Genomic DNA, 19,385 nt, shown 5'->3' with positions numbered 1-19,385 from the left:
ACGGTTTGCCGGCCTCGCGGAGCGAAACAGCGGACCTCGGCCCCGCCAACCCCTAGCCTTGCGGCCATGAAGCGGCTCATCGCGTCGGCTTTCGCCTTCGCCCTGATGGTCGGGATCCTCTGCATCCCCGCCCTGTTCTACGACGTCGACTTCGAGACGACGGACATGGAGGCCAGCGAGCCGACCACGATCACGTCGTACGAAGCCGACTTCACCGTGGACGAGGACGGCGGCCTCGACGTGGTCGAGACCCTGACGGTGGACTTCCCGGTCTCCGACCGTCATGGCATCTTCCGGTTCTTCGACCGGCAGAACCCGTCGGACCCGGACATCCGGCACATCGTCGAGGACTTCGAGGTGACCGCCGATGGCGAGGAGACCGACGTCAAGCACACCGTCGAGCAGGGCCGCTACGACAACTACCGGATCGGCGACGCCGACACCACGCTGTCGATCGGCGAGCACGTCTACGTGCTCGAGTACCACGTCGACTCGGTGCTGACGCCCGGCGGCGAGGATGTCGACACCGAGTCCCAGTTCTACTGGAACCTCATCCCACAAGGCTGGCAGCAGGACATCGAGCAGGCCGTGCTGACGGTGCACCTGCCGGCGCCGGCCGAGCAGGTCCAGTGCTGGGTCGGCGTCGGCGAGGTGGGCGACAGCGGAACCAGCGCGTGCCAGGTCGAGGGCTCCGGGACGGACCTGACGATCCGGACCGAGGGATTGAGCCCGCACACACCGGTCACCCTCCTCGCCGGCCAGGACATCCCGACGCCGGACCAGTCGACGCTGCCGTGGCCGCCCCGGTTCGACAACGTCTTCGGCACCTCGATCCCGGTCCTCGGGTTCTTCATCGGGTTGGCCGTCCTCTTCGGCGCCCTCGGCCTGTTCCTCAGCTGGAGGGCGTTCGAGCGGGAGCCCCGCTTCCCGCTGATGTACGGCCCACCGGACGGCGTCGGCCCCGCCCAGGCGCAGTTCATGCTCGAGGAAGGGGTTGACCGGCGCGCGTTCGTGGCCAGCCTGATGCATGCGGCCGAGCACGGCGCCATCGACCTCCAGCGCGGCAACGACCAGAGCTGGACGATCAAGGACAAGGCCGGCCCCCAGGGTTGGGCCGGACTCGACCCGGTCACCACCAGCGTCGCCGGCCTGCTGTCGGGTCCGGGTTCGCAGTTCGTCGCGCGTCGCAAGGACGTCCAGGGCGGTCAGCACCTGCAGAGCCAGGTCGAGTCCTTCACCAGCGGCGTGAAGAACTGGGCGACCTTGAACGGGTTGCTGACCCGCGCCGGGATCGGCGGCCTCGGCGGACTGCTGGTCCTGGTCGGCTTCGGTCTCGTCGTGACGTCGGTCTTCTGGCGTCCGTTCAACATGTCGATGGTCGCGCTGCCGATGGCCGCGTTCACCGCCGGGGCGGTCTCGCTGCTGCAGCCGGGGTCGGCCACCAAGCGCACCCCCGCCGGCCGTGAGCTGTGGTCGCGAGTCGGGGGCTTCAAGCGGGTGCTCTCGACTCCCTCGAGCAAGGACCGGTTCGACTTCTCGGGCCGCCAGGAGCTCTACACGGCCTACCTCCCCTACGCCGTCGCGTTCGACTGCGCGAAGCAGTGGGCCGAGAAGTACCGGGTCGAGACCGGCGCCGAACCGCCCGCTCCGGCGTACTTCTACGGCGCCGCTTACGGCGCGGGCTACCACGTCGACTCCATGGTCGGCGACTTCGACAGCACGCTGAGCAGCGCGATCTCCTCCTACGAAGCCACCCAGAGCTCGTCGTCGAGCGGCGGGGGTGGCGGAGGTGGTGGCGGCGGTGGTGGCGGCGGCGGTGGCTCCTGGTGACCTCGCTGACCCGCTACGGTTCTCCTGACTCCGAGAGAGGGATCTCCCCATGATCTACGTCATCATCGCCATCGTCGTCCTCGTCCTCCTGGTCGTCTTCTTCGTCGTCGGCTTCAACAAGCTGCGCAAGCAGGATGTCGCCGCCGAGGAGGCGCTGGGTGGCATCGACGTGCAGCTCACCCGTCGCGCGGACCTGATCCCCAACCTGGTGCAGACGGTCAAGGGGTACGCCGCGCACGAGTCGGGTGTGTTCGAAGAGGTCACCAAGGCCCGGGCCGGCGTGGCAGCGGCGGCAGCCGGCGACGACGTACCGGCAAAGGCGGCCGCGGACGCCGCGCTCCAGCAGGCGCTGGTCAAGGTCAACGCGGTGGCAGAGGCCTACCCGGACCTCAAGGCCGACGCGAACTTTCGCGACCTCCAGGACCAGCTGGCCAAGACCGAGGACCAGATCGCGTTCGCCCGGCAGTACTACAACGACGCGACCGCCCAGCTCAACCAGTCGGTGCGAACGATCCCGTGGATGTTCTTCTCCGGCGTCGCCGGGGTCAAGGAGCGCGAGTTCTACGACGCCCCGACCGATCACACCGCCGCTCCCGGTGTGGAGTTCTGATCAATTGCGCGAGCGTGTCGCAGATCGTGCGACACCGCCCGGACCATCGCAAGGCTCGGCCCGGGGGCGCCGCACGATGCGGCTTCGCCGCAGTGCGCCACGCTGCCGCGCCGCAGTTGACGTAAGCGGGACGAGAGGTTGCCTGGCGGCGAGCGGACGCCAGGCAGCGGATTGTCGAGTCAGAACACGTTGAGAGGCCTGAACTGGATCGAGATCCGGGGTCCCGCTGACGCCACCTTCGGCACTGAGTGCTCCCAGGTGCGCTGGCAGGTGCCACCCATGACCAGCAGGTCGCCGTGACCCATCTCGAACGACAGCGACTCGGCGCCGTCGGACCGGTCGCGCGGACGGAGGGCCAGTCGGCGCGGGTCGCCGACGGACACGATGGCGACCATGGTGTCGTGCGTGCTGCCCCGGCCGATCGTGTCGCCGTGCCAGGCGACGCTGTCGCGGCCGTCGCGGTAGTAGCAGCACCCGGCGGTGCGGAACGGCTCCCCGAGCTCCGGCAGGTAGTGCTCCGTCAGCGCCTCGCGGGCGTCGGTGAGGACGGGATGGGGCAGCTCCTCGCCGATCATGTAGGTGTAGACGAGGCGGGGTACGTCGACGATCCGGTCGTACATCCGGCGCCGCTCCGCCCGCCACGGGACGTCCCTCACCATGGTGGCGAAGACGTCGTCCGGCGCGACCAGCCACGCGCGGGCCACGTCGACCCATGCTCCGGCGCCGAGCTCGTGCCGCTCGAGCTCGTCGAAGCGGAGCTCGCTCGCCGAGCCGCCGGCGAAGAGAGTGCTCTGGAAGTCCATGCCCCGAGATTACCCCGTCGTTCGAACACCTGTTCCCATCAAACTTCGGTGTCGGGGGTGGAAAGACATGTTTTCGGCGTTCTCGGGACGGGCGACCTACACAGCCCTAACCTTCGATTGTGGAGACAGTCGACAGGGGAACGGCTGACCGACGCGCCCTCAAGCACGTGGCGATCCGAGAGTACGTGCGGGACCTGGTCGCCGGGTGCGCACCGGGCACTGCCGCCCCATCAGAGCGCGACCTGGTCGAGCGCTTCAGCGTGGCCAGGATGACCGTTCGGCAAGCCCTGGACGCCTTGGTGACCGAGGGTGTGCTGCAGCGCTTCCCGGGCCGTGGGACGTTCGTCGCACCGCCGCGGCGCCGGCCGAGCCGGGTCGCGAGCTTCACCGAGGACATGGCCGGCCGCGGCGCCGTCGCCGAGAGCCGGACCCTCCTCGCCGAGAAGGTCAAGTCGCCCGCCGGTGTCGCCCGTGCCCTCGGCCTCGTGCCCCGTGAGCCGGTGCTGCGCTGGCGACGACTTCGCCTTGCCGACGGCAGCCCGGTCTGCCTCTCCGACGCCTACATCAGCTCGTCGCTCGTACCGGGGCTGCTCGACGGCCCGGACCTCCCCGACAGCCTGTACGACGAGCTCACCGCCCGCGGCCGTCGCCCCACCTGGGCCGAGGACTCACTGTCCGCGGGGGTCGCCACTCCTGACGAGGCGGCCTTGCTGGAGTGCCCTGAAGGGGCGGTCGTCATCCGGCTGACCCGGCGTGCGCTCTGGGAGGACCGGCCGATCGAGATCTCCCGCAGTGTCTACCGCGCCGACCAGCACACCGTGTCGTTCCAGCTCGGCGGCTGACCCCTCCGCCTCCCTGACTCACTCACCCAGTCTCCCGAGCTCGGCGACGACGGTCCCGGACTCGTCGCACACCCACGACGGGTCGGGGCCCCCGAGGTCGGGCGCGATGTGGAGTGCGTGCAGGGGCGCATCGCCGCATCCTTCGCAGAGCGGCCAGAGGCCGGTGCGATCGGCGCGCCCGTGCACGTCGACCAGCGCGTCCTGGACGTCCTGTGCGATCAACCCGGCGATGTAGGCGGCGCCCTCCGGCCACTGCTGCACCCACCACCGGCGTTGTGAGCACGCCTCGTCCAGCACCGAGACGGTGCCGGCGGTCGCGACGCCGCGAGCCTGCAGGTCGGCCAGCACCGACGCTCGGGCCTCGTAGATCACGCGGTCGTCCACAGGCTCATTGTGCTGCGGTTTGAAAAATGCCCGGGCCCGGGCACCCGTTCGGTCGACCCGCTGCGGGAGCGGCGTCGTACGAAGGGAGAGCTGCCATGACCGATCACTCGCGCACCGCGGACGCTGTCGCCGCCGTCGTCGACGACCTTGCCGGCGACGGCGACATCGACATCACGTCCTGGACCGACCTCGACGGGCTGCCGCGCGACATCGACGTGCTGGCCGCGCAGGCGCACCAGATCTTCCAGCACGCGCGCACCTGGGTGTGCCAACGCGAAGGGTTCGAGCCGAGCCCGATCTGCCTGCTCTCCCCGCTGGCCGAGCTGATGGACGTCTTCGCGCAGGGTTTCGCCGAGGTGGAGCGGATCGCCGTCGCGGACTGGCAGTCGATCCGCGAGGCCGTCGTCGCGACCACGGCCGACCTCAAGGCGGTCGACCAGATGGTCGCCGACTGGCTGCCGGTGGTGGCCTGAGGTGGGCGCCGACCCGTTCCTGGTGGAGGTCACCGGACGGTCCGGGCTGCTCGACGCGACCCCGCTCGACCTCACGTCGCCGGATCTCGGCGGCCACACCCGCCAGCACGATGCCGCGTTCGAGGCGCTCGACGGCGCGCTCTGCCGGATCCGCGACATCATCAACGTCGGCATCGACGCGCTCAACCAGGCCGGGCTGGGCCTGCGCAAGCTGCCCGAGGGCAGCCTCGAGGAGCTGCTGGTGATGCCGCTGACCGGCGACTACCGCCGGATCCGGCAGAACGCGCTCGCCACCGGCCAGTTCCGCGACGCGCTGCGCACCTACTCCGAGAACGCCACCCTGCTGTCGGTCGCCGCCTCGCCCCGGTGGGGCGGGCAGGCCGCGGCCTCGTTCCTGCTCCGCGTCAACGGCCACGCGGTCGCTGCGCGCGGCCTCGGGCTGCTCGTCGCCGAGGCGGCGCCGCTCTTCGAGGTGGTCGCCGACCAGAGCGAGCGGCTGGCGGTCGAGGTCGAGGAGCTGGTGATGGAGCTCCTCGAGCGCGGCGAGCGGGTGGTGCGCAAGCTGTTGTCGCGGGTGGCGGGACCGGCCGGCTGGGCGACCTTTGCCGCGGAGCTCGCCGTCAAGGGCTTCGACGCGGTGACCGACATCATCGAGGACATCGAGCGGATCCTCTGGATCATCGACCGGCTGCTCGAGATGAAGGGGGAGGTCACCGCCTGGGTCGAGGAGCAACGCGAACGGCTCTCCATCCTGCTCGACCTCCTCGACCTCGTGCGCCGCGAGCTGCCTGGCGGGAGCGGTGGTGGTGGCGGCGGGGGCTCCTGGTGAGCGGGTATCGCGGTCCTGGATAGCCTCCGGGGGTGATCCTGATCGACCCGCCGAACGCCCCGGGGCACGGCCGGCTGTGGTCGCACCTGGCCAGCGACGCGTCCTTCGACGAGCTCCACGACTTCGCGCGGCGGGCCGGGATCCCCGCTCGCGGCTTCGACCGCGACCACTACGACGTCCCGGCGGAGCGGTACGACGACGTGGTCGCCCTCGGCGCGCATCCCGTCACGTCGCGCGAGCTCGTCCGTCGGCTGCGCGCCGCGGGTCTGCGGCGCCGCCGACCGCGCGTCCCCCGCGAGCAGGGTTCAGCTGGCACCTGACAGCTCCCACTCGACGTTGCGCCGCGCGGCGTCCTCCCACTCGGCGATGCCGTGCGCGGTGTGGAACAGCCGCGGCTTGGCGGTCAGCTCCCGCAGCACCTCGGCCCGCCCGGCGGTGAACACGTCGTCGCTGAGGTGGCGGTACTCCGCGCGCACCGCGGCGACGTACTCGTCGTAGCGCGAGCGGGGCGCCGCGAGGATGCCGAGGTCGGCGTCGGAGAGCGCACAGCCGTTCGCGTCGGTGTCGTCGGGGCGGTGCGACTCCGTCAGTCGCACCAGTCGGGCGACCTCGGCCACCGTTGCGGCGTCGACGACCGCCGGCAGTGCCTCCTCGGCCCAGGCCGCCGAGCGTTCCTCGGCGTCGCGCTCACCGTCGTAGACCGCGTCGTGGAACCACGCCGCCAGCAGGACGGGGACCCGGTCGTACGACGTGCCGGCGCGGGCTAGCTCGTCGAGGCGTTCGAGCACCTCGGCCAGGTGCCGCACGTCGTGGTAGCCGCGGTCCGGATCGGCGTACGCCGCGAGCAGCGAGTCGCGCAGGTCGAGCGCGTCGGGAAGCGGCCACGGCAAGGTGGACACCTCGGTTGGTCTGCCGTCCATCGTCCAAGATTCTGACCCATGCCATCGCAGATGGGGAGGGTTCGGCGAGGATAGGCACGTGACCCCGGACGAGGCCCGCCAGGAACTGCTGCGACTGCGCAGCAGCATCGACAACCTCGACGCCGCTCTCGTGCACCTGCTCGCCGAGCGGTTCAAGTGCACCGAGCAGGTGGGTCGGCTCAAGGCCAACGCCGGGATGCCACCCGCCGACCCGGCGCGCGAGGCGGTGCAGATCGCGCGGCTGCGGGCGCTCTCGGAGACCTCCGGCCTGGACCCGCACTTCGCGGAGAAGTTCCTCAACGTGATCATCGCCGAGGTGATCCAGAACCACCGGCAGTTCCTCGACGAGTAAACATGGGGGAGTGACCGGGACCGACGGGACGTTCGAGGTCTGAGCGAAACCGGCTCGGATCCTCGGGGTGTCGCGTGCGACGGTGCTCGCATGTCCGATGTCACCGTCGACGCGTTCCAAGCGCTCGCCCGGAGCTCACCTTGGCGTTGGCGCACGCTGCACTTCCGCCACCGCGACGACGGCGGCGAGGTCGAGGCATGGCTGCGGCGGCCGGGCCGGCTCCTGGTGCGGACCGATGACGGGCGCGAGCACCGCGTCACCGAGGACGGTGCTCGTCCGGTCGCGCCGGCACCTCAACCGGACGCGATGGTTGGTCCTCGGCCCGACCTGCTGCGGTTCGAGTACGACGACCCGATGTGGCAGAACTACAGCTGGGTCGCAATGCTCGACCCGCTGGAGCTCAGCCACCACGTCGAGGTGGCGAATCTCCGCGAGGACCAGGTCGCCGGCCGCACTGCTTGGCGCGCGGACCTGCGCGCACTGCCCGGCTACGACCCGCGCTGCGGCGGCAACTGCTGCGAGCTGCTCTACAGCGAGGCAGCGCTGATGGCGGATTTCAACAGCCCGGAGGAGGTGCCGAAGGCGTGGCGCGGGCGGACGTACCCCGATCACTACGACGTCGCGCTCGACGTCCAGACGGGCGTGGTCGTCCGCTGCCGGCCGGTCGGCGGTGAGGAGGGCGCGGCCTGGCTCGAGGTGGACATCCTGGAGGTCGACGCCGACCTCGACGCGCTGTTCCAGGACTGACCCGAGCTCAGGCGCCGGCGAGCTCCTCGCCCGCGTCGGCGATCCGGTAGGCGTAGCCCTGCTCGGCGAGGAACCGCTGCCGGTTCTGGGCGAACTCGGCGTCGACGGTGTCGCGCGAGACCAGCGTGTAGAAGCGGGCGACCTTGCGCTCACCGTCGGCGCCGGGCTCGCCGGGCCGCAGTAGTCGGCCGAGCCGCTGCGCCTCCTCCTGGCGGGAGCCGAACGACCCCGACACCTGGATCGCGACCTCGGCCGACGGCAGGTCGATCGAGAAGTTCGCGACCTTCGAGACGACCAGCAGGTCGAGCTCGCCGTGGCGGAACGCGTCGTACAGGCGTTGCCGCTCGCGCACGGTGGTCGCTCCTGTGATGACCGGGGCGTCGAGCGCCTCGGCCAGCTCGTCGAGCTGGTCGAGGTACTGCCCGATGACCAGGGTCGGCTGGCCGCGGTGGCGCTCGACCAGGGCCCGGACCACGTCGAGCTTCTCCCTGGTGCAGGCCGCCAGCCGGTAGCGCTCCTCCGGCTCGGCGGTCGCGTAGGCCAGCCGCGCGGAGTCGGGCAGCGTCACCCGCACCTCGACGCAGTCGGCCGGGGCGATCCAGCCCTGGGCCTCGATGTCCTTCCAGGGGGCGTCGTAGCGCTTGGGGCCGATGAGGGAGAAGACGTCGCCTTCGCGGCCGTCCTCGCGCACCAGGGTCGCGGTCAGGCCGATCCGTCGCCGGGCCTGCAGGTCGGCGGTCATCCGGAAGATCGGGGCCGGCAGCAGGTGCACCTCGTCGTAGACGATGAGGCCCCAGTCGCGGGCGTCGAACAGCTCGAGGTGGGAGTACACGCCCTTCCGGCGGGTCGTCATCACCTGGTACGTCGCGATCGTGACCGGCCGGATCTCCTTGACCGCCCCGGAGTACTCACCGATCTCGTCCGCGGTGAGCGTCGTCCGTCGTACCAGCTCGTCCTTCCACTGCCGGGCGCTGACGGTGTTGGTGACCAGGATCAGGGTGGTCGCCTGGGCCTGCGCCATCGCGGCGGCGCCGACGAGGGTCTTTCCGGCCCCGCAGGGCAGCACGACGACGCCGGACCCGCCGTGCCAGAACGACTCGGCGGCCTCCTCCTGGTAGGTCCGCAGCTCCCACCCGTCCTGTGCCAGCGCGATCGGGTGAGCCTCGCCGTCGACGTAGCCGGCGAAGTCCTCGGCCGGCCAGCCCAGCTTGAGCAGCACCTGCTTGAGGTTGCCGCGCTCGGACGGGTGCACCGCCACCGTGTCGTCGTCGATCCGTTCGCCGAGCATCCCGGCGACCTTCTTGGCGCGCAGCACCTCCTCGAGCACCGGCCGGTCGGTGCTGGCGAGCACCAGGCCGTGCACCGGGTGCTTCTCCAGCCGGAGCCGCCCGTAGCGCGCCATCGTCTCGGCCACGTCGACCAGCAGGTTGTGGGGGACGGCGTACCGGCTGTAGGTCAGCAGCGTGTCGACCACCTGCTCGGCGTCGTGACCCGCGGCCCGTGCGTTCCACAGCCCCAGCGGCGTCAGCCGGTAGGTGTGGATGTGCTCCGGGCTCCGCTCCAGCTCCGCGAACGGCGCGATCGCCCTCCGGCACTCCGCCGCCTGCTCGTGGTCGACCTCGAGCAGCAGCGACTTGTCCGACTGCACGATCAAGGGGCCGTTCATCGGGGTCCCCGCGGAGTTGTGCGGCGGAGGAGCGCAGCGGGGGAGCTGCAGAACTCCGTGGGGTGAATGATCACCTGCCGAGTTTACGGACACCCGCGAATCGGGGGACTTTGCCAGGCGAGTCCGGCCGGTTCGCCGGGCCATCTCCCCCGATTCGCGGAAATCACGGCACGGGGGTGACGCGGGAGATCCGGTGCACGGCGAAGGTACGGACGTCGTCGGCGGTGCGGTCGTGGGCGGTGAGCCGGCCGCCCTCGACGGAGAGCGGCTCGACCACGCGCTCACCGACCACGCCCTGGTTGTCGGTGAAGGCGATGACGACGGAGGCATGGCGCTCGATGGCGTCCCGGAGAGCGGAGAGGGCGCCGGCCGGGGAGACCGCAGCGGCGGGACGGACCCGGGCGGCGGCGTCGCCGGCGCGGAGCGAGCGGACCGCGGCGGCGACCTGTGCCGCGTGCCTGGCCTCGCTGTGCGCGGGTCCGCGTTGCCGCGGGGTACGAGCCCGCACCTCGGCCGGGCGCCCGACCCGGAGCGTCCCGTCCGGGCCCTCGACGACGGGAGAGACCCCGAGCTCCCGCAGCCGGACGAGCAGCAGGTCGACCGGGGTGGTGCTCACGAGCACCGTCGGCGCGAGCAGCCGGAGCCCGAGCGAAGCAGCCTTCGGGTGCCGGGCGAGCGCCGCGAGGGTGGCTTCGTCGTCGGAGCGCACGAACGACTCGGCGTACCCGACCCGGACCTGCCCGAACGTCCGCACGGCATCGTCCACCAGGAAGGTCAGCGGCTGGGGCACCGGTGTCCGCGAGACCGACGCCAGGAAGGCGTGCACCTCCGCGGCCGTCCAGCCGGCATCGAGCGCGCGTCGTACGGACGGCGCGGTGAACCGGTAGACGGTCGCGGCGCCCCGCGACTCGACGTCCGCCAGCAGCTGCAGCGACCGGGCGATGCCCGACTCCACCGGACCCGGCGCCACCGCGGTGAGGTCGGCCTGGATGAGGACGTGGTCGACCGGGGCCGGCAGTCGTTCGGCGAGCAGGGGAGCGGGGTCGTCACCGGCGATGAGCGCGCGCCCGTACGGCGACAGCGCGTCCAGGCCGGTCACGCCCAGCACCGCCGCCTCGGTGACCGTCCACGCCACCTGGTCGGCCCGCGAGCGGGAACGCCGCGGGCGCTGCCAGGCCAGCCTGGCCACGAGCGACGGCAGCCCGGTCCCCGACGCGAGAGCCCGTCCGGGCGGGACCTCGGCGAGCGCGGCGAGCGTCATCGCGCGCGTCTCCGGCATCAGGACCGAGGAGAGCTCGGGGGTGAGTGCGTTCCACGGCTTGTCGTCGCCGGCGCGCCCACCGACGAGGCCGGGCAGGCGGGTGCTCGCGAGCCAGGCCCGGGCGAGCGTCGTCCAGCGTTCGGCGATGTCGGCGTCCAGCCAGCTGTCGAACGCGTCGGTCGGGACCCAGACCGGGTTGCCGTCGGCGTCCGCGCGGGTCGCGATCAGCCCGGCCCCGGCGGCGGCCTCGATCACCAGGGCGGTGTCGGGCTCGGACTGGTGCAGGTGGAGTGCGGTCGCCTTGAGCTCTCGTACGCCCAGCCCGCCGGTGCGGAGCGCCGCCGCGGGCCGGGTGCTCCACCACTCGAGCAGCAGCTCCGTCCGCCGGCAGAACTCCCCGGCGGCACCGGCGGCGGCGCTCTCGGTGAGGTGGACCGGCCGCTCGGCGGTCGCGACCTCGGGCGCCCGGTCCACCGGCTCGGTCGTCGTGCGGCCACCCCGCAGCGCCAGCACGACCTCCCCGGGCACCACGAGCAGGTCGTCCTTGCCCGGGACCAGCAGGCCGTTCGACAAGAGCTCCTCCGCCGGGCCGCTGGCGTCCTCGGGACGGACGTTGCGGCGGGCGGATCCGGTGGTCGCCTCGCCGCCGTGGGCGAGGACGTGGTCGAGCATCGCCCGTGCCGCTTCGGAGACCTCCCCGATCCGGGCCGCGACCACGTCCGCACCCGGCGCGTTCGCCGTCCGCGGGCGCAGGCCGCTCACCCCGGCCTCCGGGCCACCGACCAGGCAGTCGGCGACCCCGGTCAGGGGGCGGAGCCCCTCGGGCGAGTCCCACGCGAGCGCCAGTGAGCGGAGCCGGGCGACCGCGGCCACGACGTACTCCTCCTCCGCGCGGACGATGCCGACGATCTCGGCGTCGGTGGTTTGCCCGGCGACGACCAGGGCATCAAGCACCGAGAGCTCGCCCCGGGTGAGCGAGTCCAGGGCGCGAGCGAGAGAACTGCGGATCGCGGCGCGCGAGGCCAGCTGAGAGAAGTCGTGAGGGGCGGGCGTGGTCAGGTCCGGGCGCGAGGTCAGCAGCTCGCTCACCTGCTCGTCGGTCCACGACCGCAGCTGGTCGGCCAATGAACGGTGCCCCGTCGTCCCTGCCGCTCCGCTGCCCACCCGACCAACGTTAGAGCGCGAGCGGTGACCCGCGTCGACCTGCGGTACGGCGCCGCGACGGACGTCGGTCTCGTCCGGGAGGCCAACGAGGACGCGCACCTGGTCGCGCCGCCGGTGTTCGTCGTGGCCGACGGCATGGGCGGCCACGACCACGGCGACGTGGCGAGTGCCTTCGTCATCGAGGAGCTCGTCCGGCTGGCCGAGGCCGGCGTCGACGCCGCGACCGTCGCCGATGCCGTGACCGAGGCGCTGGCGGCCGTCCACGACCGGATCGACGAGTACGACGCCGTCCACCACGCCGCGGGTGAGCTGCTCTTCGGCTCCGGCACCACCGCGGTCGTCGCGCTCCTGGTGGCCGACGTCGCCGAGCCCTACTGGCTGGTGGCCAACCTCGGCGACTCCCGCGGCTACCTCTTCGTCGACGGCGAGCTCACCCAGGTCACGGTCGACCACAGCCTCGTCCAGGAGTTGGTCGACGCAGGCACGATCGCCGCCGACGACGCGGCCGGCCATCCGGACCGGCACATCGTGACCCGAGCACTCGGGGGTCCGGTGCGGCACGAGCCGGATCTCTTCATCCGCCCGGCGGAGGTTTCCAGCCGGATCCTGTTGTGCTCCGACGGAGTGAGCGAGATGCTCGCGCACGACGACATCGCGCGGATCCTGGACGAGCACCAGGACCCGACCGCTGCTGCCGACCACGTGGTCGCGGCCGCGGTGGCGGCCGGCGGGCGCGACAACGCAACCGCGGTCGTCGTGGATGTGGTGGGATTGACCAGCGAGACGCCGCACGACACTGTCGTGCAGCAGCCGAGTACGGAGCAGGAGACAGGGGCACACCCATGAGTGCGATGAGCTCGTCCGGAGCAGCAGGTGCGTGGTCCTACCGCACCGGCCCGTGGTTCGCGGCGTTCGGTCCGCGGGTCTCAGTGCTGTTGCCCGAGTCGCAGCGCGACCAGGTCGTGGGCGTCTGGTCGCTGGTCGACGGTGGCGCCGCTTTCGACGACGTGCTCGACGCTCTGCTCGCCTCCGGGCTGAGCCGGCTGCCGGCGTTCGTGCTCGTCAGCACCGACGACGGGCCGACCCGGGTGCTCCTCCGGGGCAGCGGGGTGAGCGCGACGCTGGTCACCGATGACGACGAGGTGACGATCGACGGCAGCGCGAGCGGCACCTGGGTGGAGCGCAGCGTCGACGGCGTGACCTCGCTGTCGGTGGCCCTCTCCGAGGCCGACCCCGACGCGGAGCACGCCGAGACCGACTTCACCGTGGTCACCGGCCTGGTGCGGGTGTCGCGCATCGACCGCCCGCCGTACGTGGAGCCGGCCGCCGCCGACGAGCCGGCTGCGGAGCCCGTCGACGAGGGTCCCGGGGAGGAGGCCGGCGTGGTCGTCCCCGCCCCGTTCGGGGGCGACGGGGAGTCCGACGCACCGTCGGCCGGCCCCGACGTCGACCTGCTGGCGGGCCCGATGGCGGACGACGCCCTCACCGCCGACGACCTGGCCGCCGCCGACGCGGGTGCTCCGGAAGGCGCGCCGGCTGGCGAGGCGATGGAGGAGTCGACCGGCCCCGCACTCGACGAGCCGGCTCCCTTTGACGAGCCCGCGCCGCTGGACGAGCCCGCGCCGCTGGACGAGCCCGCGCCGCTGGACGAGCCCACTCCCGCGCCCCCCGGCGAGCCGGAGCCCGCGCCGATGGCCGAGGCGGACCCGCTGACCGACCCGATGCCGTCGGAGCCGGCGCCGAGCGGTTGGGTGACCCCGTGGGACACCCCGCCGCCCCCGGCGGGGCCCGCCGAGCCGGCAACGGGCGATGACGTGCTGCAGCCGACCGAGCAGATGCCGATCCTCGACGACTCCGACCTGGCCGACGAGGCCGACCTGGCAGACGACGCCGACGAGGCCGCACCGATGTCCGACGAGGCCGCACTGGCGCCGGACGACTTCCCGTCCACCCCTGTGTCGGGCGGCGACCAGGTGACCGAGTACGCGCCGCCGCCGCACGTCCCGCCGCCGCCCGCCGCCGACGCGCCCCCCGTCGACCTGCCGCCCCCACCGCTGCCGGTGGGCTCGTGGGAGCCGATCGGGGGGGGCTTCCCGCCCCCGCCGCCCGCGTCCGACCAGGGGGCGCACGCCGCACCACCGGCGCCGGACGCCGCGACGGACACCCCGACGGACGCCGCCGGGGACGCGGTCGCCAAGCTGATGATCAGCGACGGTCAGCAGGTACTTGTGGACCGGGTGATCCTCATCGGCCGGGCCCCCGAGGCCCGTAGGTTCACCTCGACCGAGCAGCCGCACCTGGTCACCGTGCCGAGCCGCCTGCACGAGATCTCCTCGACGCACGTCGAGGTGCGGCCGGGCACCGGTGCCGACCAGGGCAGTGCGGTCGTCACCGACATGGGCTCGACCAACGGGACCGTGCTGGTCCAGCCGGGCCTCGGGCCCGAGGACCTCAAGCCCGGCATCGCCGTCCAGCTGGTGCCCGGCGCGATCATCAACCTCGGCGACGGCATCACCATCCAGGTCACCCGCCCCTAGACGAGCTCCTCAGCCGTGCCACTCCTCGCGGAGCAGACCGTAGATCACGTCGTCGGTCCAGGTGCCGTCGGCCTCCGGCCAGTCCCGCCGCAGGTGCGCCTCGCGGGTCATCCCTAGCCGCTCGCACAGCGCCGCCGAGCGCTCGTTGCGGGGGTCGAGGTGCGCGACGAGCCGGTGGAGCGGGTAGTGGCCGAAGGCCAGTCCGACGAGCGCGGTGGCGGCTTCGGTGGCGAAGCCACGACCGGCGTACGACGGCGCGAAGGCCCAGCCGATCTCGGCCACCGACGGCGGGGTCCGGGGGTCGGTGCGCGTGCGGAGCCGGAGCATCACGTCGCCGATCATGACCTCGTCGTGCACGACGGCGAGCGCCAGCACCTCGTCCGGCTCCGACGGCGCCAACCGCGTCGTCATCTTCGCCACCCGGTCGGCGAGTCCCGCGTCGTCGGCGGGCGGGAACGGCAGGTACCGGCACACCTCCGGGTCCTGGTAGTAGCGCAGTGCCTCGAGGTCGTCGGTGACGATGTGGCGCAGCGTCAGCCGCTCGGTGCCGATCGGGACCGGCGGCGGTGCCAGCCTCGGTGCGGCCACCTCGTTCATCGAGTGATCACCACGGCCAGCCGGGTCTCGTCACCGGCGTAGGTGCGCCAGAGCACCGTGCCCGTGTCCGTCGTGCGGGGTGCGGTCGGGAGGCTGATCCGGAAGGTCAGGGTGCGGCCGGGACGGAGCAGTCCGGCGGACGGGCTGACCAGCACCGGGCTGTCGAAGCCGAGGAGGCGGGTGGTCAGCCACAGTGGGCGGCGCCCGGTGTTGGTGATCGTGCGCCGGACGGCCAGCCGACCGGTGCGCATCAGCGCCTGCGGCAGGTCGAGGTCGGCGCGTCGACCGACCAGCCAGCCCCGGTAGTGCCGTGGGTCGACGAGGTAGCCCATCGGGGGGACCCGGCTGATCCGTACCTCACCGGTGCCCGCCCGCAGCCCCGAGTGGCGACCGATCGGCGCGGTCGACGTGAGAAGGGCGGAGCGGACCTCTGCCGGCGTGCTGCCGGGCCGACCGAGCAGGATCGCGGCGACGCCGCTCACGTGGGCGGTCGCGACCGACGTACCACTGACGACGTCCCAGCCGCCGCCGGTCGTCGCGGCGAGGACGCTGGTGCCGGGGGCGACCAGGTCGGGCTTGATGACCGACCACGTCGGGTCGCCACCGCTGCTGAACCGGGCGACGCGGGTCGGCGTGCGCTCTCGTCCGAGCGCGACCAGGCGCACCTCGGGGCGCCGGCGGTCAGCTGCCCACGCGCGCAAGGTGCGGCCCTCGCGGGCAGAGAGGTGGACGGTCGGTACGGCGTGGAGGTCGGCGTCGGTCGAGCCCGCCTCGGTGTTGACGAGCACCATGCCGGCGCCGTCCGCGAGCCGCACCGTCTGCGACTTGTCGACCCGCGGCACGCTGCCGCGCTCGCACAGCACGATCGCGTCGTGGACGGCCCGGGCGTCGAGGCTGCCGGGTGCGCACACCCGGGCGTCGGCCTCGCCGACGCCGGCCGCGGCGGCGTCGGCGCCCAGCACGAGCGGTGCCGGGGCGACGGGCGCGGTCGCCACCATGGCGCCCTCGAGCCTCGGTCCGTGGGTGGCCACGACGGCACCGACCCGCGGCGCCGAGGTGGATGCGCCGACGGTGACCACCCACGGCGACGGGTGCGCGGCGTAGGCCGTGGAGCCGTCGTTGCCGGCGGCCGCAGTGACGACCACGCCGGCCTCGGTCGCGCCCAGCAGGGCACGCTCGACGGTGTCGATGGTGCCGGAAGGTCCGCCGACAGACAGGTTGAGCACGTCGACGCGGTCCCTCGCCGCCTGGTCGATCGCCGCGACCAGGTCGGCGGTCGCGCAGCCGTCGTCGGCTGGGTCGGGAGCCGACCAGCACGCCTTGTAGACCGCGATCCGTGCCTGTGGTGCCACGCCGGAGAACCGGCCGAGCCGGTGCCGGCCGGAGCGAGCCGGCGCGTGGCCGATCCCGGCCGCGACGGACGCGGCTTCGGTGCCGTGCCCGTAGGTGTCGCGCGGCGAGAGGGCGGCGGTGGTCCGCAGCTCGTCGACACCGAACCCGTCGACGTAGAACTGCGCGCCGACGATCTTGTCCGAGCAGTCGGTCTCGTCCCAGTCCGGGTCGTCGGGTGCATCGGCGCAGCTGCCGGCGAACCGGTGCGGCGTCCGGCCGAGGGCGTCCACCTGCGAGAACGCCGGGCTCGCCGGGTCGATCCCCGTGTCGACGAAGCCGATCACCGTGCCGGCACCGCCCGACCCGCCTCGGTCGCGCGGCGGCAGCGCAGCGGCACCAGCCGGACTGTCGGCGACGTCGGCGAGGGGACGGACGGCGTTCTCCTCGACCAGCGCCACCCGGTCGTCACCGACGAGCGCGTCGTGCTGCTCCTCGCTGAGCTCCACCGCGAACCCGTTGAGCGCGGTGGTCCACTGGTAGACCGGGTCGGTGGCGTGGACGGCGTCGAGGACCGCAGACTGCTGTGCCAGCATCCGCTGGGCGACGACCTCCGGCGATGCCGGCCCGCGGTGGCCGGTGGTGCCGGGCCCGCGGAGGGTGACCAGGTGCAGGGAGGTGGCGTCATCGTCGTCGTCGCTGTGCGCGGCACCGACGCCGGCGAGGCCGGTGGCGCCCAGGATCGCGGCCAGGGCCGCTCCCGGTAGGACGCGCCCGAACAGCCGATGTGGCCCGCGTGCCGCGGCGCGCATCCATGCCCTCCTGACGACCGAGCCACCCCTCATGGCTCCCGAGCCGACCATTGTGTCCCAGCCGTACCAGACCTGAGAAGTCTCGCGCGGCGTTCCGACGCCCCGAATAGTGGCGATCCGGGAAAGCAGTTCGTGGTCGGAGGGCGCCATGTCCTACGATTTCTGGTCGCGCTCCGGATCGGCCGGGGCGCTACCGACGAGAAGGGTCGAGACCGTGCCGACTGGCAAGGTGAAGTGGTACGACGCGGAGAAGGGCTTCGGCTTCCTCTCCCAGCCCGAGGGGCCGGATGTCTACGTCCGCTCCGACGCGCTGCCCGAGGGCGTCACGACCCTGAAGTCGGGGGCCCGCGTGGAGTTCGGCATCGCCCAGGGTCGCCGTGGCGACCAGGCGCTGCAGGTGAAGGTGCTCGACGCGCCGGCGTCGGTCGCCCGCAACCAGTCCCAGGCGAAGCGCAAGAAGCCGGAGGAGATGGTCCCGATCGTCGAGGACCTGATCCGGCTGCTCGACGGTGTCGGGGAGGCCTACCGCCACGGCCGGCACCCGGACCGCCGTACGGCGCAGCCGGTCGCGATGCTGCTGCGCGCCCTGGCCGACGAGCTGGAGGCCTAGCCGCGAGGCGGCGCGACGCTCGGCTCGTCCGCCGGCACCGAGGGCTGCGCGTTCCCCGTCCGGTTGGGGTTGCTCCGCAGCGCGAAGATCGCCCAGCCGCCGATGATCACGGCCGCGGTCGGCAACCCGAACGTCGGGAACCACGACATGACGACGCCGAGGAACCCGCCGATCACCCACGCCATCTGCAGCGTCGTGTCGCCGCGGGCGAACGCGCTCGCGTGCGCCCGGACCGGGACCCCGGTCTGGATGGTCGAGTCGAGGGACACCTTGGCGAGGTACTGCATGAGGCCGACGGTCAGGCCGAGCGCTACCAAGGTGAGCAGCTCGTAGAACAACGCCGCCAGGACGAGGATCGCGATGTCGGCGAGCAACGCGACGACGACCATGACCGACGGGTTGATCTTCTTCGCCAGTGAGGCGACCAGGATGCCGAGCGTGTTGCCGAGCCCGGCGGCACCGATGACCAGGGCGAGGAGCAACGTGGTCCGGTCCTCCCACCCGTCGATCGGATCGGTGCGGAGGACGAACGCCATGTACATCGTCAGGAAGCCCGACAGCAGACGCGGTCCGCAGTTGGCGCGCAGGGCGAAGGCGACCTTCGGCGGCAGCCCCCGGCGGCGCGGGCCACCGGTCTTGCCGGCGGGGATCGTCACCTCTCCCTCGGTCTCGTCGACCTTCGCCGGCAACAGGATCGCCGCGACCGTGCCGAGCGCGAACACCAGGAACGCGAACCGCAGCGCCCACTCGGGGCCGAAGTACGCCGCGCCGCCGGCCAGCGGTGCCGAGATCGCAGCGCCGACGACGCCGGCCAGCGAGACCCGGCCGTTGGCCTTGACCAGCGTGATCTCCGGGGGCAGTAGGCGGGGCACCGCGGCGGCCTTCGCGACGCCGTACCCCTTCGACGAGATCAGCACGCCGAGCGCGGCGGGGTAGAACCAGAATGAGTCGGTGGTGACGGCGCCGGCGATGACCCAGCACAGGAACGCCCGGACGGCGAACGTGGCACCGATGGCCCACCGGCGGCCGTGGCTGAACCGGTCCAGGAACGGGCCGAGCAGGGGGGCGACCACTGCGAACGGCAGCATCGTGAGGCCGAGGAACAGCAGCACCGGGCCGCGTTGCTCGCTGGTCGCCCCCGCGAAGAAGATGGTGCCGGCGAGAGCGATCGCGAACGCGGCATCGCCGGCGGCGTTGCACGCGTGCAGCTCGATCAGGCGGTTCAGTCCGGAACGCTCGGCGCCCTGCGCCCCGGCGGCGCGCCGCGCCTGCCGGAAGGTGGCGCGCCCGAACCGTCCCGTGCCGCGCGCGAATCCGCGCAACCCGCGGGCCGTCGCCAGCGCACCGGTGCCGACGCTCTGGCCGACGGTGCGGGTCGCTCCGACCTCGTCGGCCGGGACCATCGTCGGCGGCGAGTCGTCTGCCGGCGAGGGCGGCGGGGGAGGTGGCGGTGGCGGGGGGTACGACGCCGCACCGGGCCCGCTCGGCGGCGGGTAGTCGGGCGAGTCGGGCGTCACGCGTCTATCTTGCCTGCTCAGCCCGGATCCACCGAGAGCCGCCTGCTGCCCGGCACATCCGGGCACGCTGGCGGCGTTGGCGCCGCTCGATGGGCGGCCGAG

At 72.7% G+C, this 19,385-nt stretch carries 19 protein-coding genes; 11 read left to right on the top strand and 8 right to left on the bottom strand.

Translation table 11 applies throughout. The features are described 5' to 3' along the window. Positions 1 to 66 precede the first annotated feature (66 nt). The gene (locus tag SHK19_RS18025; RefSeq protein WP_322937059.1) at positions 67 to 1,830 is read left to right on the top strand and encodes a DUF2207 domain-containing protein; all 1,764 of its coding nucleotides are present in this window, start codon (positions 67 to 69) and stop codon (positions 1,828 to 1,830) included. Between the two features lie 49 nt (positions 1,831 to 1,879). Beyond that, entirely contained in the window at positions 1,880 to 2,440 is a 561-nt protein-coding gene (locus SHK19_RS18020; RefSeq protein ID WP_322937058.1) for a LemA family protein, read from the top strand. 179 nt (positions 2,441 to 2,619) lie between these two features. Here SHK19_RS18020 and SHK19_RS18015 read toward each other — a convergent pair whose 3' ends face one another. Then, positions 2,620 to 3,243, bottom strand: a complete 624-nt coding sequence (locus SHK19_RS18015) for an alpha-ketoglutarate-dependent dioxygenase AlkB (RefSeq protein ID WP_322937057.1) — start codon at positions 3,241 to 3,243, stop codon at positions 2,620 to 2,622. Positions 3,244 to 3,362: 119 nt separating this feature from the next. Between SHK19_RS18015 and SHK19_RS18010 the strand changes: the two genes are divergently transcribed. Next, on the top strand, positions 3,363 to 4,085 hold the full coding sequence (locus tag SHK19_RS18010) for a GntR family transcriptional regulator (RefSeq protein WP_322937056.1): 723 nt from the start codon (positions 3,363 to 3,365) through the stop codon (positions 4,083 to 4,085). 18 nt (positions 4,086 to 4,103) lie between these two features. Here the strand turns inward: SHK19_RS18010 and SHK19_RS18005 are convergent, their stop codons facing one another. Further along, positions 4,104 to 4,469, bottom strand: coding sequence for a hypothetical protein (locus tag SHK19_RS18005; protein WP_322456194.1), 366 nt, complete (start codon positions 4,467 to 4,469; stop codon positions 4,104 to 4,106). A 95-nt stretch (positions 4,470 to 4,564) separates the two neighbouring features. Here SHK19_RS18005 and SHK19_RS18000 point away from each other — a divergent pair, with 95 nt between their 5' ends. From SHK19_RS18000 to SHK19_RS17990, 3 genes are read left to right on the top strand one after another with little or no spacing between them, the layout of a single operon-like run. Then, complete coding sequence (locus SHK19_RS18000) at positions 4,565 to 4,942, top strand: hypothetical protein (protein WP_322937055.1); 378 nt, start codon at positions 4,565 to 4,567, stop codon at positions 4,940 to 4,942. 1 nt (position 4,943) lies between these two features. Further along, the gene (locus SHK19_RS17995) at positions 4,944 to 5,771 is read left to right on the top strand and encodes a hypothetical protein (protein WP_322937054.1); all 828 of its coding nucleotides are present in this window, start codon (positions 4,944 to 4,946) and stop codon (positions 5,769 to 5,771) included. 32 nt (positions 5,772 to 5,803) lie between these two features. Next, the gene (locus tag SHK19_RS17990; RefSeq protein ID WP_322937053.1) at positions 5,804 to 6,091 is read left to right on the top strand and encodes a DUF4031 domain-containing protein; all 288 of its coding nucleotides are present in this window, start codon (positions 5,804 to 5,806) and stop codon (positions 6,089 to 6,091) included. Here SHK19_RS17990 and SHK19_RS17985 read toward each other — a convergent pair. Then, positions 6,077 to 6,691: an HD domain-containing protein gene (locus SHK19_RS17985; protein WP_322937052.1), complete on the bottom strand. Its 615-nt coding sequence runs from the start codon at positions 6,689 to 6,691 to the stop codon at positions 6,077 to 6,079. The genes SHK19_RS17990 and SHK19_RS17985 overlap by 15 nt on opposite strands. Before the next feature lie 58 nt (positions 6,692 to 6,749). On the opposite strand from SHK19_RS17985, the gene SHK19_RS17980 reads away from it, so the two are divergent. Together SHK19_RS17980 and SHK19_RS17975 are read left to right on the top strand one after the other, a co-directional pair. Beyond that, positions 6,750 to 7,043, top strand: a complete 294-nt coding sequence (locus tag SHK19_RS17980) for a chorismate mutase (RefSeq protein WP_322456199.1) — start codon at positions 6,750 to 6,752, stop codon at positions 7,041 to 7,043. A 90-nt stretch (positions 7,044 to 7,133) separates the two neighbouring features. Then, a complete protein-coding gene (locus SHK19_RS17975) occupies positions 7,134 to 7,790 on the top strand; it encodes a hypothetical protein (RefSeq protein ID WP_322937051.1) in 657 nt (218 codons plus the stop codon). Between the two features lie 7 nt (positions 7,791 to 7,797). Here SHK19_RS17975 and SHK19_RS17970 read toward each other — a convergent pair whose 3' ends face one another. Continuing rightward, positions 7,798 to 9,456 (bottom strand): DNA repair helicase XPB, encoded by a 1,659-nt coding sequence (locus tag SHK19_RS17970; RefSeq protein ID WP_322456201.1) that lies wholly within the window; start codon positions 9,454 to 9,456, stop codon positions 7,798 to 7,800. A 163-nt stretch (positions 9,457 to 9,619) separates the two neighbouring features. Next, the gene (locus SHK19_RS17965; RefSeq protein WP_322937050.1) at positions 9,620 to 11,881 is read right to left on the bottom strand and encodes a helicase-associated domain-containing protein; all 2,262 of its coding nucleotides are present in this window, start codon (positions 11,879 to 11,881) and stop codon (positions 9,620 to 9,622) included. Between the two features lie 24 nt (positions 11,882 to 11,905). On the opposite strand from SHK19_RS17965, the gene SHK19_RS17960 reads away from it, so the two are divergent. Then, positions 11,906 to 12,727, top strand: a complete 822-nt coding sequence (locus SHK19_RS17960) for a PP2C family protein-serine/threonine phosphatase (RefSeq protein WP_322456203.1) — start codon at positions 11,906 to 11,908, stop codon at positions 12,725 to 12,727. After that, positions 12,724 to 14,418, top strand: coding sequence for an FHA domain-containing protein (locus tag SHK19_RS17955; RefSeq protein ID WP_322937049.1), 1,695 nt, complete (start codon positions 12,724 to 12,726; stop codon positions 14,416 to 14,418). The genes SHK19_RS17960 and SHK19_RS17955 overlap by 4 nt, the downstream gene beginning before the upstream one ends. 9 nt (positions 14,419 to 14,427) lie before the next feature. Here the strand turns inward: SHK19_RS17955 and SHK19_RS17950 are convergent, their stop codons facing one another. Then, complete coding sequence (locus SHK19_RS17950; RefSeq protein WP_322937048.1) at positions 14,428 to 15,015, bottom strand: GNAT family N-acetyltransferase; 588 nt, start codon at positions 15,013 to 15,015, stop codon at positions 14,428 to 14,430. Continuing rightward, a complete protein-coding gene (locus SHK19_RS17945; protein ID WP_322937047.1) occupies positions 15,012 to 17,156 on the bottom strand; it encodes a S8 family serine peptidase in 2,145 nt (714 codons plus the stop codon). The genes SHK19_RS17950 and SHK19_RS17945 overlap by 4 nt, the downstream gene beginning before the upstream one ends. A 214-nt stretch (positions 17,157 to 17,370) precedes the next feature. Between SHK19_RS17945 and SHK19_RS17940 the strand changes: the two genes are divergently transcribed. Beyond that, on the top strand, positions 17,371 to 17,766 hold the full coding sequence (locus SHK19_RS17940) for a cold-shock protein (protein ID WP_322937046.1): 396 nt from the start codon (positions 17,371 to 17,373) through the stop codon (positions 17,764 to 17,766). Here the strand turns inward: SHK19_RS17940 and SHK19_RS17935 are convergent. Beyond that, the gene (locus SHK19_RS17935) at positions 17,763 to 19,283 is read right to left on the bottom strand and encodes an MFS transporter (RefSeq protein ID WP_322456208.1); all 1,521 of its coding nucleotides are present in this window, start codon (positions 19,281 to 19,283) and stop codon (positions 17,763 to 17,765) included. The two genes, SHK19_RS17940 and SHK19_RS17935, sit on opposite strands and share 4 nt — an antisense overlap. Between the last annotated feature and the right edge of the window lie 102 nt (positions 19,284 to 19,385).

This window comes from Nocardioides bizhenqiangii (genome assembly GCF_034661235.1).
In the GTDB taxonomy this organism is placed as follows: Bacteria; Actinomycetota; Actinomycetes; order Propionibacteriales; family Nocardioidaceae; genus Nocardioides; species Nocardioides bizhenqiangii.
The sequence above is the reverse complement of the archived record's forward strand: the minus strand, read 5'-3'. Positions and strand labels throughout refer to the sequence as shown.